The sequence below is a fragment of the Arthrobacter sp. AOP36-C1-22 genome, from assembly GCF_052377515.1.
GTDB lineage: Bacteria > Actinomycetota > Actinomycetes > Actinomycetales > Micrococcaceae > Arthrobacter_H.
Window position 1 is genome coordinate 1 of sequence record NZ_JBQSWW010000023.1, and the last position, 14,277, is coordinate 14,277.

The window sequence follows — 14,277 nt, forward strand, 5'->3', positions numbered from 1 at the left end:
GTCTAACTTACCTTACCGCGTGTCGCTCCGCAAATCCATCGTTTCCGGTGTTTCTGCGGTACTCTACGCAATCGATCCAGACTGGATTCGGGGCGCAAAACGCCCCGGTCCATTCAGGACTGATTTTGTTAGGTGGCCGCCTTCCGATCGTCTGCGTTTCCGCTGTACTCGTCTCGGCGACTCAGAAAACTTTACACGGATTCGGGTGCCCCACCAAATCGGAGGCCCTCTTCGCCGAAAACCCCTTGATTCCGCGGGAATCAAGGCGGCTTCGGCCCCCTGGAGGTCGATTTCTGCGATTCCGAGATTTGAGTCCTGCATCACATGCCCCGTCCCTAGAATGGGGCCATGCCCAATGTTCATGATGCCCCGGATCAGCCAGTCGATGTCCCGACGGTCGCCTTCGACCTGCCCGCGCGTTTGGGTCTTGACCACCCACTGGTCAACGCCCCCATGGCCGGTGCCGCCGGCGGAGCCTTGGCCGGCGCCGTCAGTACCGCCGGGGGGTTGGGCCTGATCGGGATCGGCTCCACCGCCACGAAGGAGTGGATCAGCGAACAAGCCACATTGGCCCGCGCCCCCGGACGCGCCTGGGGTGCCGGGTTGATGGCCTGGGTCCTGGAACGCTCCCTGGACCCCCTGCACGAGATCCTGGACCACGGGCCCTCCTTTGTTTCCGTCAGTTTCGGTGACCCGGGCCCCGCCGCAGCGCTGATTCGGGAATCCGGGGCTCTCTGCGCGATGCAGGTGGGAAACGATGCCGATCTGCAGCGGGCCCTCGAGCCGGATATCGACGTCGTCGTCTGCCGTGGCGGGGAGGGTGGCGGTCATGGACGCAATGACGTGGCCACGTTGCCGTTGCTGCAGCAGGCCCTGGCGGCAACCAGCAAACCGGTGATCGCGGCCGGGGGCATCGCCGACGCCCGGGGTGTTGCCGCGGTCCTGGCCGCCGGAGCCCAGGCTGCCTGGATCGGGACCCGTTTCGCGGCCTCGACCGAATCGTCCAGCCATGACCTGGTCAAACAAGCGATTGCCGCGGCCGAGTTGGACGACACGATCTTCACCCGGGTCTTCGATATCGCCCAACGCATCCCCTGGCCCACCGAATTCGGGGGCCGGGCGTTACGCAACGATTTCACCGAGCAATGGGCCCAGGACGGAGAAGGCCTGGTCGATGCCCTGGCCAAGGACCCCTCGATCACCGAAACCATCAAGGCGGCCCGCACCCACGCCGATGTGTCCACCGCCCCCGTCTACGCCGGACAGTCGGTCTCCCGAACCGCCGGTCAGGAGGGTGCCGCCGACATCGTCGCCGAACTGGCCGGCTTCCGCACCCATCTCGGTACCGCCGCCGCCCGCTGGAGTCGAGGCCGTTGACATCTTCCTGGGGCCTTGCCGGGCTTTCGCCTCGACAGCGGGCCCGTCTGGACCAGCTGTACCCGCGGGCCCACGGGATCGTCGACCATAGTTGGCCCTACGGCATCACGGTCCTGGAGTTCATCGACGCAGGACGCCGGCTGCTGCTCAAGGCCTGCCAGGACACGCACCATCTCGACCGGGAAGCCCGGGCCCACCGCAACTGGCTGCAGCCGCTGGCCTCCGACGTACCGGAAATGCTCGGCTACGACGCCGGGGCCGGACTCCTGGTGAAGACGTTCATCGACGGGGAGCTGGCTACCGGCTCCCGGTACGAGCACGACCCCCTGGTCTTCAAACAGGCAGGGGAACTACTGGGTCGGCTGCATCGCGGGACCGTTCCGGTCCTGGATGGGCACTATGAACACTCCGTGCTCTCCAAGACCCTGACCTGGCTGGACCGGGCCCCGGGGCTGGCCCCGCCCGAGCAGCTGTCCCGGGTGCAGCGGTGGTTGGATGCCTTCACCCCCTCACCCGTCGAGGTGGTCCCCACCCACGGCGACTACCACCCCCGGAATTGGATCGGTCGTCCCGACGGCCGGATCGCGATCATCGACTTCGGGCGGGCCGGGCTGCGCCCCTGGTACACCGATATGGTCCGCATGGAACATCGTGACTTCCTGGGGAGTCCGCAGCTGCGGGAGGCCTTCCGGCAGGGCTACCGTCCGAAGGGGGCGGTGCCTCCTGCCGGAACCGTGGACGCGGGCCGCCTGCTCGACGAACTCATGCAGTCATTGGGGACGGTCGTCTGGGCGCACCAGGTCGGTGACCAGGCCTTCGAGGAGCAGGGCCGGGGCATGCTGGCCCGGACCCTGCAGGGCAGCGGGTTCCCCCCGCACTGAGGTCAGTCCGCGGCGTCGCCGAGCAGCATGTTGTCGATCAACCGCACCTGGCCGGTCCGCGCGGCCACCAGGACCAGCGCGCCTCCGGTGAACGGGGTTTCGCGGCAGTTGAAGGCCAGGGGTTCCAACGTGTCGGGGTCCACCACCTCGAGATAATCCAGCTCCACCAGGGGCTGGCTGCCGATCAGGTCCTCCGCCTCGTCGATCATCAACGCCTCGTGGGCCGCGGCACGATCGGCCAGCAGGAACAGGGCCCGACTCAGGACCAGGGCCGCGTCGGCCTGTTCGGGGGTGAGGAACTGGTTGCGGCTGGACAGCGCCAGGCCTTCGGCGGACCGCACGATCGGGACGGCTCGGATGCGCACCGGGTAGGACAGATCGGTGACCAGGCGGCGCACGATGGCCAGCTGTTGGGCGTCCTTCTGCCCGAAGTAGGCGCTGTACTCCACCGGGACCGGGGTCAGGGAGGAGGGCTGGGCGATATGCAGCAATTTGGCGACGACGGCGAGCATGCCATCGAAGTGGCCGGGCCGTGAGGCGCCTTCGAACTTCTCCCCCAGCGTCCCGCTGGACAGACGCACCAGCGGCGCACCTCCGGGATAGATCTCCGGTTCCTCGGGGGCGAAGACGATATCCGCCCCGGCCGAGGCCAGCAGTGCGCGATCCGCCTCGAGGTCGCGGGGATAGCGTTCGAAATCGGCAGGATCATCGAATTGCAGGCGGTTGACGAACACCGAGACGACCACGACGTCGTTCTCCGCGCGGGCCGCACTTACCAGATGTTCGTGCCCCGCGTGCAGGGCGCCCATCGTGGGGACCAGCCCCAGGCGTCGGGGCCCGTCCGTGGCGGGTGCCTGCGCCAGGAGCCTCGAGCCCAGGGCGGCCAGTTCGGCGGCGGTTCGAACCAGAAGCGGACGCGTGGCGCCCAAGGCGCCTGCGTCACCGGGGGGCGGTGCTGTGGTATTCACGCGACGAGTCTATCCCCGCAACGGCCCGGCCGTCTCAGGACAAGGCATCGAGGATGGTGGCCGCCTGGGTCTCGTTGAGCAGTCCCCTCTCCAGGGCCCGCTGGGCGGTGGCCCGACCCATCGCCAGATAGGCGTCCCGGATGTCGGAGGGCACCTCCCCGGTGGCCAGGGCGGCCCGGTGCGCCGTGATCGTCCCGGTATCGCCGCGGGCCACGGGCCCGGTCAGCGCGCCCTCCCCCGAGGCCAACGCGTTCTCCAACGATCCGCGCATCAGTGGTCCCAGCACCCGGTCGGGGGCCTCCACGCCGATGCGACGCAGCAGTTCGGAGGACTGGCCCGCCAGGGTGACCAGGTGGTTGGAGGCGTGGGCCAACGCCGCATGGTAGATCCCGCGGTCCTCCTCGGCGATCACCGTGGACTCGGCCCCCATCTCCACGACCAGGGCCTGGGCGATCGGCAGGACCATCGAGGCGGCGGTGACCCCGAACATGCATTCGTTCAGGCGCACCAAGTCCAGGGACATCCCGGTGAAGCTCATGGCCGGATGGATGGCCAACGGGATGGCCCCGGCCGCCTGGGCGGGAGCGAGGATCCCGGTGCCGTAGCGTCCCGAGGTGTGGACGACCAGCTGGCCGGGCTGCCAGTGTCCGGCCTCGGCCAGGCCCTCCACCAGAGGATGCAGCGCATCATCGGGTACGGCCAGCAACACCAGCTCCGAGCGTCGGACGATCTCGGGGATCTCCAACACGGGAACCCCCGGCAACAGGATCTCGGCGCGGTCCCGCGAGGCTTCGGAGACAGCGTGGACCCCCACGACGGCATGTTCTGCTGATCGCAGGGCGGCCCCGAGGACGGCCCCCACCTTGCCGGCCCCGATGATGCCGACGCCCAGACGTCCTGGTTTACTCATGATTTTCCTCTTCCAGCCAATGGTCTCGGTCCTTCAGTCGGCGGGCCCGGGCCGCCCGGGAGGCCTGGGACATGAACAGTTCACGGCCGGTCCGCAGCGACATCTGCTTCACCCTCGGTGAGATCGGTCCGTCGGTGGTGCAGAATTCGATTCCCGTCAGTCCCAGCGGGCGGTTCAACGGCCCCTGGGTGAGGAAGATGCCTTGGATGCGTTCATGCGGGATGATCACCAACGAATGGGTGAGCACTCCGGCCCGCGAGAACAAGGCCGTATCGGTCACGGCGAATCCCTGTCGGCGGTAGGCGAACGGCGAAAGCCAGCGGGCACTGCGCGGGGAGGTGATGAACCCCTCCGCACTTCCGGAGCCCCCGATCCCCGCCCCGACCAGTTCGGCGGGCCGTTCGGTCCCCGGTTCGGGCAGCACGACGGACAACACGTTGAGCACGTCCTGCCGTGTGCCCACGGGCAGCAGGGTGGAACGCAGCGCCCCTTCCTGATTGCCGTAGCCGGCGACGTTGACGACGACCTTGTACCAGCCGAAACGCCGCCAGATGATCCCTTGGGTGACCATGACCGCCTGCACCCGGCCGGGAGGTACTGTCTGGTGGCTGGTCTCCAGCAGTCCGTAGCTGAGTCGCAAACCGTCTTCGCTCATGGCCGCGCGGAAGTTGTAGCCCTGGTTGAACTGGCCCCACAGGACGGGGACGACGCCGATGAGACCCGGGAGGACGAAGAAGAAGCTGATCTCGCCGTCGGAGGCCACGGTGGCGACAATCATGCTGAGGACGAACAGCAGCACCGCCGCCAGCCACGGGGAGAGCAGGGTCGCGGCGATCAATCGCGGGGGCGGGACCACGGCCACGGTGCGTTCGGGAGCCTCCGGGGACACGGGCTCTCCGCCGGCGGGTCCCGGGGCCGGGGCGGGTCCTGCGGAGGCGGGTTCGGCGGACCGCGCCGCCGGGCCCTCCGCCCCGGGGACCCCGGGAGCGGGGACGACGCCGGCGGGGCCGGCCTCACGTTCCTGCTTCAGTCCGGCGGCGCGGGCCAGGATGTCATTGCGGAGGACCTTCGCAGCGTCCAGCTTGATATAGGCCAGCCGCATGGCCGTGGATCCGGAGTCGGCGACCTCAAATTTCAGTTCGGCGAGGCCGAAGATGCGGGCCACCAGCGGCTGGACGATGTCGATGGCCTGGACCCGGTCGATCCGGGCCTGGCGTTGTTGGCGGAAGACGACGCCGGAGTTCACGTGCACGTGCCTGGCGGTGACCTGGTATTTGGTGAAGTACCAGGACAGGAAGAAACCGGCCATGATCAACACCAGGATGCCGATGCCTCCGGCGACGACGAGCAGCACGCTGGGGGTGAAGCTCCAGTCCTTATCCGCCTCGGGGGGCAGTTCACCGGCACTGAAGATGTTGTTGAGCGAATTCTGGCCGAAGAAATAGAGGAACGCCACCACGACGAGCCAGCCCCTGACCATCGGCGAAACCGGGTGGACCCTACGCCAGGGGGCCGACTCCTCCGCCTCGGTCATCGACGCCTGATCGCCGGTCACAGTCCGGCCAGCCTCGCCTCGCCGCGGGCCGAGAGACGCTCACGCAGGCGGGTCCCCTCGGAGGAGGGCAGCCCGGGGATCTCCGCCTTGGCGGTGGTCGAGGCGGTATGGAGTTGGACCTTGCACAGGCCCAGGGCCCGGTCGATGGGCCCGACCGCGACGTCGACGTACTGCATCCGACCGTAGGGGACGACCAGGACCTGTTGGAACATCAAGCCCGAACGGATGAGCAGGTCGTCGTCTCGTTCGGCGTAGCCGATGGCCCGAACCTGCCGGGGGATGATGGCCATGCGGACCACGTCGAAGACGACGACCACCCCGAGCAGCCCCCAGGCCAGCCAGGCCGGGTAACCGGACCAGACGCCGGTCAGCATCAGGACCAATGGCACGGCCAGCACGGCCCAGGTCACCAACGCCGAGATCGCCCAGCCGACCAAACGCACCTTCGCATAGGCAGGCGAGACCCGCTGGAACACCAGGCCCTGGGGATCAATTGGTTCCTGCGGCATACCCTTCGTCTTCCTCCCGTTTCCGGCTCCCCGCCCCGGGGGCCGATGGGTCCTCGGGAGGCAGCTTGCAGAACTGCTCCACGACCCACCCCACGATAACCATCACGAGCGAACCGATAATCATTACCAGGGATGAGATCACCACCTGGTTGCCCCAGCCGGCGCCGCGCAGCACATCCAGCAGCAACCCGATATGCCATCCGCCGATCAGCGAACCGGCGTAGGCGGTGGCCTGGGCCAGCACCAGGGTCCGGGCGGCCTGCAACGGGTCGAGGCGGCGCTTGAGCTTGCCCTGGGTATAGCGCCTGACCCGCAGCCCAAACGCAAAGGTGATCGCCATGCCGGCGACCATGGTGACCAGCGACGGCCATTGGAGCACCGGGGAGGTGAAGCCGTTGGTGGTCAGCAGCAGCTGCGCCGTCCAACCGGCCAGGGCCGATCCCAGGCAGATCAGCAGCAACCAGAGCGGGCGGATGGTGTTCATCGGGATTCAGCCGTCCTCGCCGGCGGTGTAGAGGCTAAGCCCCTGAAGATCGGCGGCCTCGGCGGCCAGTTCCGCCACCGGGCGTCCGCCCAATGTTGCCTCCGGATCCATCCAGGCCCACGGCTGCAGGACAAATGCACGCTCGGCGGCCCGCGGGTGGGGCAGCGTGAGGATCTCGTCGTCGGAGACCACGTCCGCGTAGATGATCACGTCGACATCCAGGGTCCGGGGACCCCACCTGACCTCGCGGGTGCGGTGGTGGTCCTGTTCCACCGACTGGCACCAGGCCAGCAGATCCAACGGCGCAAGCGTGGTCTCGACCTCCACCACCAGGTTCAGGAAGTCGGGCTGGCCCCCGGGGCCACCGACGGGCCGGGTCTGGACCAGGGGCGACACCCGGCACAACCGGACCGCGGGGTCGGCCACGAGTTCGGCGACGGCATCGGTGAGGGTGGAGGAGCGTTCGCCCAAGTTGCTGCCCAACGCCAGCACCGCCCGGACCGGGGTGCTCATTCCCGTTCCCGATGGATGTGGATGCTCACGTCACCGAAGGGGACCTCGATGGGTGCCTTGGGTTTATGCACGGTGATGTCCACCGCGGCGACGTCGAACTCGGCCAACACCATGCTGGCCAGCCGTCCCGCGAGCTTCTCGATCAGGTTGTAGGGGCCCGCCGTGATCTCGTCCTTGACCCGCTCGGCCAATTCGCCGTAATGGGCGGTGTCGGACACCTCGTCCGAGGCTTCGGCGGGGCGGATGTCCGTATACAGCACGACATCCACCACGAAGGGCTGTCCGTTGCGCTTCTCGTGTTCGAAGACCCCGTGGTGGCCGATGGCGGTGATGCCACTGAGGCAGATTCGGTCCCGGACGTCCGTCGGCGCGGGAGAGGAACCTCCACCCATGATCAGGCTCCCGCCGGCGCGGAGGAGGACCCGGCGGAGGCGGGGTTGGTCCACGCGGCGGCGACCTTCAGCGCGTCCAGGGTCCCTTCGACGTCGTGCACCCTGACACACCAGGCTCCCGCGACCGCTGCCAGGGCACTGGTGGCGGCCGTGGCGACATCGCGTTCGGCCGGGGGCGCCGGTTTGCCGGCCTCGGCCAGCAGCGCCCCGAGGAACCTCTTGCGCGAGGTGCCGATCAGGACCTTGTGCCCCAGCGCCTTCAACTCGGGGATGGCCTGCAGCAGCGCCCAGTTGTGCTCGGGATCCTTGGCGAAGCCCAGTCCCGGGTCGATGACGATGTGCTCGGGGGCGACCCCGGCGTCGGTGAACGTGGAGCGTACGGTCTTCAGCTCGTTGACGACCTCGGCCACGACGTCATCGTAGTTGGCTTCGGAGACCATCGTCTGCTGGTCCCCGCGGCGGTGCATCAGCACGTAGGGGACCTTGCGTTCGGCCACCAGCGCCGGCATGTCTGCCTCATGGGTCAGCCCGGAGACGTCGTTGATGATCTGTGCCCCGGCGTCCAGGGCCGCGCGGGCGGTGGCGGTGTGCATGGTGTCCACGGAGACGATCGCACCGGCCTTGACCAGGGCGGCGATGACCGGGACGATGCGCCCCTGCTCGGCGGAGGGGTCCACGTAGTCGGCACCGGGGCGGGTGGATTCCCCGCCGACGTCGATGATGTCCGCCCCGGCATAGAGCATGCGGAGCCCGTGCTGGATCGCGTCATCGGTCTTGAGGTATTTCCCGCCGTCGCTGAAGGAATCCTGCGTGACGTTGAGGATCCCCATGACCAACGTGCGGTCCTTGGGCAGTTGCGCGACGTTCTTCGCCGACTTCACGGCACGGATGACCGGTAGCGGGGAGGTGGCGGGACCGGTTCCGGGGATTGCTCCGAGGGACATGGTGACCTACTTTCCGAGAATGAGGCTCATCGCCTCGGCGCGGGTCGCCGGATCGCGCAACTGCCCGCGCATGGCACTGGTGACGGTCTTGGCGCCGGGCTTCTGCACGCCCCGCATGGACATGCACATATGTTCGCATTCGATCACGACGATGGCACCGCGTGGCTGCAGATGGTCCATCAGGGCCATCACGATCTGGGTGGTCAGCCGCTCCTGGACCTGGGGGCGCCGTGCATAGAGTTCAACCAGCCGGGCCAGCTTGCTCAGCCCGGTGACCTTCCCGTCGGGCCCCGGGATGTACCCGATATGGGCGCTGCCGTGGAAGGGAACCAGGTGGTGTTCGCAGGTGGAGTAGAACGGGATGTCCTTGACCAGCACGAGCTCGTCATGGTCGATGTCGAAGGTGGTCGACAACAAGTCCGCCGGGTCCCCGTGCAGCCCGGCAAAGAACTCGGTATAGGCCTTGGCGACCCGTTGGGGGGTCTCCACCAACCCATCCCGGTCCGGATTCTCGCCAATGGCATAAAGGATCTCCCGCACCGCGGCGGCAATGCGTTCCTGGTCCACGGGACTGGCGGTTTCGGACACGACGGTGCCTTCTTCCTCTAGGGTGCTCACGATCTAGATCCTAGCCTGAGTGGGCTCAGTCGAGGTTGCCGGGTCCATCGGCACCGGGCAGGCCGGGGGTGTCCCCGCCTCCGGTTCCGGGGCCGAATCCACCGTCCGCCCCGGTATCGGGACCCGGGTTCCCGCCGGGCAGCGACGGGCCCGACCCCGGATCCACCACGGCGTCGGCGTGGCCTTCGTCCTCGGTTGCGGATGACCCTTCATGACGTTCGGCGGCCTGCCGGCGTTCCAGCGGGGAGAGCACGGGACCCTCGGGGTGGACCGGACGGCTGGACTTGGAGAGCCAGACCACCCGTTCGGGCTGCTTGACGATATCGGAGAAGATCTCGGCGAGCTCCTTCTGGTTCAGGGTCTCCTTCTCCAGCAGAGCCAAGGCCAAACGATCCAGGACGTGGCGGTTCTCGGTCAGCGCCGCATAGGCCTCGTCGTGGGCCGCGTCGATCAGGGCGCGGACCTCGTCGTCGATGACCCCTGCCATCGCATCGGAGTACCCCCGGTCCTGTCCGGCGTCACGTCCCATGAACGGTTCCCCGCCCGCGGAGCCGAGCTTCACGGCGCCGACGCGTTCGCTCATGCCGTATTCGGTGACCATCTTGCGGGCCGTCCCGGTGGCCTTCTCGATATCGTTCGAGGCCCCGGTGGAGGGGTCGTGGAAGATGATCTCCTCAGCGACCCGGCCCCCCATGGCGTAGGCCATCTGATCCAGCAGTTCGTTGCGGGTGATCGAGTACTTATCGTCCTCGGGCACCACCATCGTGTAGCCCAGGGCCCGGCCACGCGGCAGGATGGTCACCTTCGTCACCGGGGCGGTCTGGCGCATGACCGCGGCGACCAGGGCGTGGCCGCCCTCGTGGTAGGCGGTAATCTTGCGTTCGTGCTCCTTCATCAGCCGGGATCGCTTCTGCGGTCCCGCCATGACGCGGTCGATCGCCTCGTCCAGGGCGCGGTCGTCGACCAGCTGGGCATTGGAGCGGGCGGTCAGCAGGGCCGCCTCGTTGAGCACGTTGGCCAGATCGGCACCGGTGTATCCGGGCGTCTTCTTGGCCACCGCCTTCAGGTCGACGTTGTCCGCCATGGGCTTGCCCTGGGCGTGGACGTTGAGGATCTGTTCGCGACCGACCAGGTCGGGGGCCTCCACCGGGATCTGACGGTCGAAGCGGCCCGGACGCAGCAGGGCCGGGTCCAGGACGTCGGGGCGGTTGGTGGCGGCGATGAGGATGACGTTGGTGTTGGCGTCGAAGCCGTCCATCTCCACCAGCAGCTGGTTCAGCGTCTGTTCGCGTTCGTCGTTGCCGCCACCGACCCCGGCACCACGGTGGCGTCCGACGGCGTCGATCTCGTCGACGAAGATGATGGCCGGTGAGTTCGTCTTGGCCTGCTCGAAGAGGTCACGCACGCGGGAGGCACCGACGCCGACGAACATCTCCACGAAGTCCGAACCGGAGATCGAGTAGAACGGGACGCCGGCTTCCCCGGCCACCGCCTTGGCGAGCAGGGTCTTGCCGGTACCCGGGGGGCCGTAGAGCAGCACGCCCTTGGGGATCTTGGCGCCGACGGCCTGGAACTTGGCGGGCTCCTCGAGGAACTCCTTGATCTCGTGGAGTTCCTCGACGGCTTCCTCGGCGCCGGCCACGTCCACGAAGGTCACCTGGGGCATGTCCTTGGTGATCAGCTTGGCCTTGGACTTGCCGAACTTCATGACCTTGTTGCCGCCACCCTGGGCCCGGGAGAGCAGGAACCAGAACAGCAGGGCGATGAGCAGGAACGGGATGATGAACCCGAGCATGCTCACGAACCAGTTGCTTTCCACCGGCTGGTCGGTGAACCCGTCGAGCTTGGCGTCGTCCATCGCCTGGACCACGTCGGTGGCGCGGGCGGTGGAGTAGAAGAAGCTGACCTTCTTGCCCAGGTCGTCGCCGTCGAGGGTGAAGTCGTCCTTCAGCGACAGGTCGACCCGTTGGTCCCCGTCGTAGATCTTCGCCTCGGAGGCCTTGTCGTTCTTGAGCAGTTCCAGCCCGACGCTGGTATCCACCCGGCCGGTGTTCCCCGCGGTGAGGCTCGGCAGGAAGATGAGCAGTGCCGCAACACCGATCAGGACCCAGACGGCCCAGCTGTTGAAGATCTTCTTGACGTTCATGCGTTGGGGGCCCGACCCCCATCCCTCCTGGTCGCGGACGACGTGTCGTCCGGAAAAGTATTCGGTGTCCCTATCAGATCACCCTCGTGTCTAACCACGACCGAGCGCGCCCGGGAGTTCCCCTGACGGCGTAAGGATCCCGCCGTCGTCCTACTGGTAGACGTGCGGGGCCAGGGTGCCGATGAAGTCCAGGTTGCGGTACTTCTCATCGAAGTCCAGCCCGTAGCCGACCACGAATTCGTTGGGGATGTCCATGCCGACGTACTTCACGTCGATCTCGACCTTGGCGCCCTCGGGCTTGCGCAGCAGCGTGCAGATCTCCACCGAGGCCGGGCCGCGGGAGTTGAGGTTCGCCTTGAGCCAGGACAGGGTCAGGCCGGAATCGATGATGTCCTCGACGATGAGCACATGCTTGCCCAACAGGTCGGTATCCAGGTCCTTGAGGATCCGGACGACGCCGGAGGACTGGGTTCCCGAACCGTAGGAGGACACGGCCATCCAGTCCATGTTCACGTGGGAGTGCAGGGCCCGCACGAGGTCGGCCATGACCATCACCGCGCCCTTGAGCACGCCGACCACCAGGATGTCGCGACCGGCGTAATCGGCGTCGATCCGGGCGGCCAGCTCGTTGATCTTCTCCTGGATTTCTTCCTTGGTGTATAGAACGTGTGCCAGGTCGGCGGTGACGTCGTTCGAATCCACGAATGGCTCCTGTGATCGGTTGTGCCTGCGCAACGGCTTAAAGGGAGTGCGCCTTAGGGTTCAAGATTGCCACAGCCCGGGCGTCGGTGCAGAACCGGGGCCGGTGATCGCGATGACGGCGCGGGCCGTTTCCGGGTGGGTTCCGCGCCGGTGGCGTCTGGCCCGGGCATGCCCGTCCAATTGGACGGGGCCCGCGGATCGGCCGTCGCCGACCAGTTGCTCCAAGGCCGCCACCCGTTCGAATCCGGGCGCCGGGGCACCACAGTGCACGACGGCGCTGCGCAACACCCGGCCCAGCAACGCCTGGCCGAGCCCCCGCAACAGCGTCAGGTCCAGCAGCACGCTGGCCGGGTCGCGGCAGGGCAGCCGGAGCCGGGCGAGGGCCTCGGCGGCTTCGGCGTCGAGGTGGTCGGCGTCGCGGCGGGCCAGGATCGCGGTGCGGGCCAACGCCTCGGATAGTCCGGGACCCAACGAGTCCTCGAGCAGGGGCAGCAGTTCGTGCCGGACGCGGTTGCGCAGCAGCGAGGTGTCGGCATTGCTGGGGTCCACCCAGTACTCGAGGCCTTCATGGGCGCAGATGGCTTCGGTATCGGTGCGGCGCAACCGAAGCAGCGGGCGCAGGTACGGGCCGCGGGAGGCGGGCATCCCGGCCAGTGACCGGGGGCCCGATCCCCGGGCCAGGCCCAGCAGCACCTGTTCCGCCTGGTCGTCGAGGGTATGGCCCAGCAACAGCGCGGAAGCCCCGGTGTCGGCGAGCGCCTGGTCGAAGGCCGCATACCTGGCCCGGCGGGCGTCGGCTTCGGAGGACCCCTCGGGGGCGACCCTGCGCACCAGGACCGGTTCGAGTCCCAGCCCCCGCAGCTGGGTTGCCGCCGTCTCGGCGACGTCGGCGCTTCCGGATTGGAGCCCGTGGTCCACGATGACCGCCCCCGCACGCAGCTGCTGTTTGCCGACCAGGAAGGCGGCGGCCGCCGCCAGGGCCAGGGAGTCGGCTCCGCCGCTGCAGCCGATGAGCACGAACGCCGGAGGTCGCTGGGGGTCGGGGGATCCCACGCTGTCCAGGATCGCCCGGCGGGCCCTGGCCAGGGCCGGGGGAAGATGGCCTCCCACGGCTACCCTGCCGTGCTGGGGACCACGCGCTCGATCCACTCCCGGGGATGGTGGATCTCGTGTTCGGTGGGCAGGTTCCCGGCGTGCTCCCAGACGAGGTTGAACCCCTCCATCCCGACCTGGTCGACCACGGCCCCCACGAAGCGCTGCCCGTCCCGGTACTGGCGCATCTTGGCCTCCAGGCCCAGGAACCTGCGCATCCACGTCTCGATCGCCCCGCGGTTGCCGCCGCGGGCGTTGAAGCGTTGACGGATGGTCTTCACGCTGGGCACGATCGAGGAATCCACCGCGTCCATCACGACATTGGCGTGGCCCTCCAGCAGGGACATGACCGCGGTGAGGTGGCTCATCAGGGCCCGCCCCTCGGGATCCTGCAGCGCCGAGAGCAGCCCGGCCGAGGACTGCGGTCCCGCCGGGGCCCCCGCCGTCGTCCCCGCGTCCTGGCCCTTGCGGCCCAGCGAGGACATCGCGTCCTGTCCGGCGGCCTTGAGCCGTTCGGCCAGACCACCGGGTGAGTCCATGAGTGAGCCGGTCATTTCGGCGATGGTCTCCTGCAGGTGGGCCCGCAACCAGGGGGCGGCGGCGAACTGGACGCGGTGCGTCTGTTCGTGCAGGCACACCCAGAGCCGGAAATCCGCGGGGTCGACCTTGAGTTCACGTTCGATCTCCACGATGTTCGGGGCCACGATGAGCAACCGTCCGCCGGAGGGTCCCCCGCCGAGCAGCCCGGCGAACGGATCGTATTGGCCCAGCACCTTGGAGGCGAGGAAGGCCAGGATGCCGCCGAGTTCGACGCCTGCGGTGCGACCGCCGACGGCGATGGCCGCCGGTGACATCCTGCCTTCCTGGGAGGCCAGCAGGCGTTCCATGGCCGGGGCCAGCAGCCCTTCGAAGCTCTGTACATTGGCCCGCGCCCAGGTCCCGCGATCCACGACCAGCACGGTGGAGTCGCGCAGGTCACGGGCGGCCTCGAGCCCGGTGATCCGGTGGACGTGTTCCACGGAGGCGTCGGCCTTCACCCGCAGGTCCTCCACCACCGTGTCGATCTGCCCGGAGTCCAGCTTCGGGCCGGGGCGGGCCAGGCGTTCGGCCGTGGTCCCGGCGGCGTCCCAGTTGATGAGCTGCGTGTTCGTGGCGGAAGTTCCCATGCGTCCCATCTCACCACGGG

Annotated in this window: 15 protein-coding genes; 2 read left to right on the top strand and 13 right to left on the bottom strand. The window is 68.1% G+C overall.

What is annotated here, in order from left to right:
• Window positions 1-348 precede the first annotated feature (348 nt).
• Complete coding sequence (locus ACT3S6_RS12235) at window positions 349-1,377, top strand: NAD(P)H-dependent flavin oxidoreductase (protein WP_444555178.1); 1,029 nt, start codon at window positions 349-351, stop codon at window positions 1,375-1,377.
• Window positions 1,374-2,258, top strand: a complete 885-nt coding sequence (locus ACT3S6_RS12240) for a phosphotransferase family protein (RefSeq protein WP_444555179.1) — start codon at window positions 1,374-1,376, stop codon at window positions 2,256-2,258. Before ACT3S6_RS12235 ends, ACT3S6_RS12240 begins: the two co-directional genes overlap by 4 nt.
• 2 nt (window positions 2,259-2,260) lie before the next feature.
• Here the strand turns inward: ACT3S6_RS12240 and panC are convergent, their stop codons facing one another.
• The 13 genes from panC to ACT3S6_RS12305 form a co-directional block, all read right to left on the bottom strand.
• Window positions 2,261-3,226: a pantoate--beta-alanine ligase gene (panC, locus tag ACT3S6_RS12245; RefSeq protein ID WP_444555180.1), complete on the bottom strand. Its 966-nt coding sequence runs from the start codon at window positions 3,224-3,226 to the stop codon at window positions 2,261-2,263.
• Between the two features lie 34 nt (window positions 3,227-3,260).
• Window positions 3,261-4,136, bottom strand: coding sequence for a Rossmann-like and DUF2520 domain-containing protein (locus ACT3S6_RS12250; protein WP_444555181.1), 876 nt, complete (start codon window positions 4,134-4,136; stop codon window positions 3,261-3,263).
• Window positions 4,129-5,691, bottom strand: a complete 1,563-nt coding sequence (locus ACT3S6_RS12255; protein WP_444555182.1) for a PH domain-containing protein — start codon at window positions 5,689-5,691, stop codon at window positions 4,129-4,131. The genes ACT3S6_RS12250 and ACT3S6_RS12255 overlap by 8 nt, the downstream gene beginning before the upstream one ends.
• Window positions 5,688-6,200: a PH domain-containing protein gene (locus tag ACT3S6_RS12260; protein ID WP_444555183.1), complete on the bottom strand. Its 513-nt coding sequence runs from the start codon at window positions 6,198-6,200 to the stop codon at window positions 5,688-5,690. The genes ACT3S6_RS12255 and ACT3S6_RS12260 overlap by 4 nt, the downstream gene beginning before the upstream one ends.
• Window positions 6,181-6,684: a DUF3180 domain-containing protein gene (locus ACT3S6_RS12265; protein ID WP_444555184.1), complete on the bottom strand. Its 504-nt coding sequence runs from the start codon at window positions 6,682-6,684 to the stop codon at window positions 6,181-6,183. The genes ACT3S6_RS12260 and ACT3S6_RS12265 overlap by 20 nt, the downstream gene beginning before the upstream one ends.
• Before the next feature lie 6 nt (window positions 6,685-6,690).
• Window positions 6,691-7,197 carry a 2-amino-4-hydroxy-6-hydroxymethyldihydropteridine diphosphokinase gene (gene folK / locus ACT3S6_RS12270; protein ID WP_444555185.1) on the bottom strand — a complete coding sequence of 169 codons (507 nt, stop codon included), beginning with the start codon at window positions 7,195-7,197 and terminating at the stop codon, window positions 6,691-6,693.
• Entirely contained in the window at window positions 7,194-7,589 is a 396-nt protein-coding gene (gene folB / locus ACT3S6_RS12275) for a dihydroneopterin aldolase (protein WP_444555186.1), read from the bottom strand. Before folB ends, folK begins: the two co-directional genes overlap by 4 nt.
• A gap of 2 nt (window positions 7,590-7,591) precedes the next feature.
• On the bottom strand, window positions 7,592-8,533 hold the full coding sequence (gene folP / locus ACT3S6_RS12280) for a dihydropteroate synthase (RefSeq protein WP_444555187.1): 942 nt from the start codon (window positions 8,531-8,533) through the stop codon (window positions 7,592-7,594).
• Between the two features lie 6 nt (window positions 8,534-8,539).
• Window positions 8,540-9,151 carry a GTP cyclohydrolase I FolE gene (folE, locus tag ACT3S6_RS12285; RefSeq protein WP_444555188.1) on the bottom strand — a complete coding sequence of 204 codons (612 nt, stop codon included), beginning with the start codon at window positions 9,149-9,151 and terminating at the stop codon, window positions 8,540-8,542.
• A 25-nt stretch (window positions 9,152-9,176) separates the two neighbouring features.
• Window positions 9,177-11,297: an ATP-dependent zinc metalloprotease FtsH gene (gene ftsH, locus ACT3S6_RS12290; protein ID WP_444555189.1), complete on the bottom strand. Its 2,121-nt coding sequence runs from the start codon at window positions 11,295-11,297 to the stop codon at window positions 9,177-9,179.
• A gap of 150 nt (window positions 11,298-11,447) precedes the next feature.
• Entirely contained in the window at window positions 11,448-11,999 is a 552-nt protein-coding gene (hpt, locus tag ACT3S6_RS12295; RefSeq protein ID WP_444555190.1) for a hypoxanthine phosphoribosyltransferase, read from the bottom strand.
• A 60-nt stretch (window positions 12,000-12,059) separates the two neighbouring features.
• Window positions 12,060-13,109 (bottom strand): tRNA lysidine(34) synthetase TilS, encoded by a 1,050-nt coding sequence (gene tilS, locus ACT3S6_RS12300; RefSeq protein WP_444555191.1) that lies wholly within the window; start codon window positions 13,107-13,109, stop codon window positions 12,060-12,062.
• Between the two features lie 2 nt (window positions 13,110-13,111).
• Window positions 13,112-14,257, bottom strand: a complete 1,146-nt coding sequence (locus tag ACT3S6_RS12305; protein WP_444555192.1) for a zinc-dependent metalloprotease — start codon at window positions 14,255-14,257, stop codon at window positions 13,112-13,114.
• Between the last annotated feature and the right edge of the window lie 20 nt (window positions 14,258-14,277).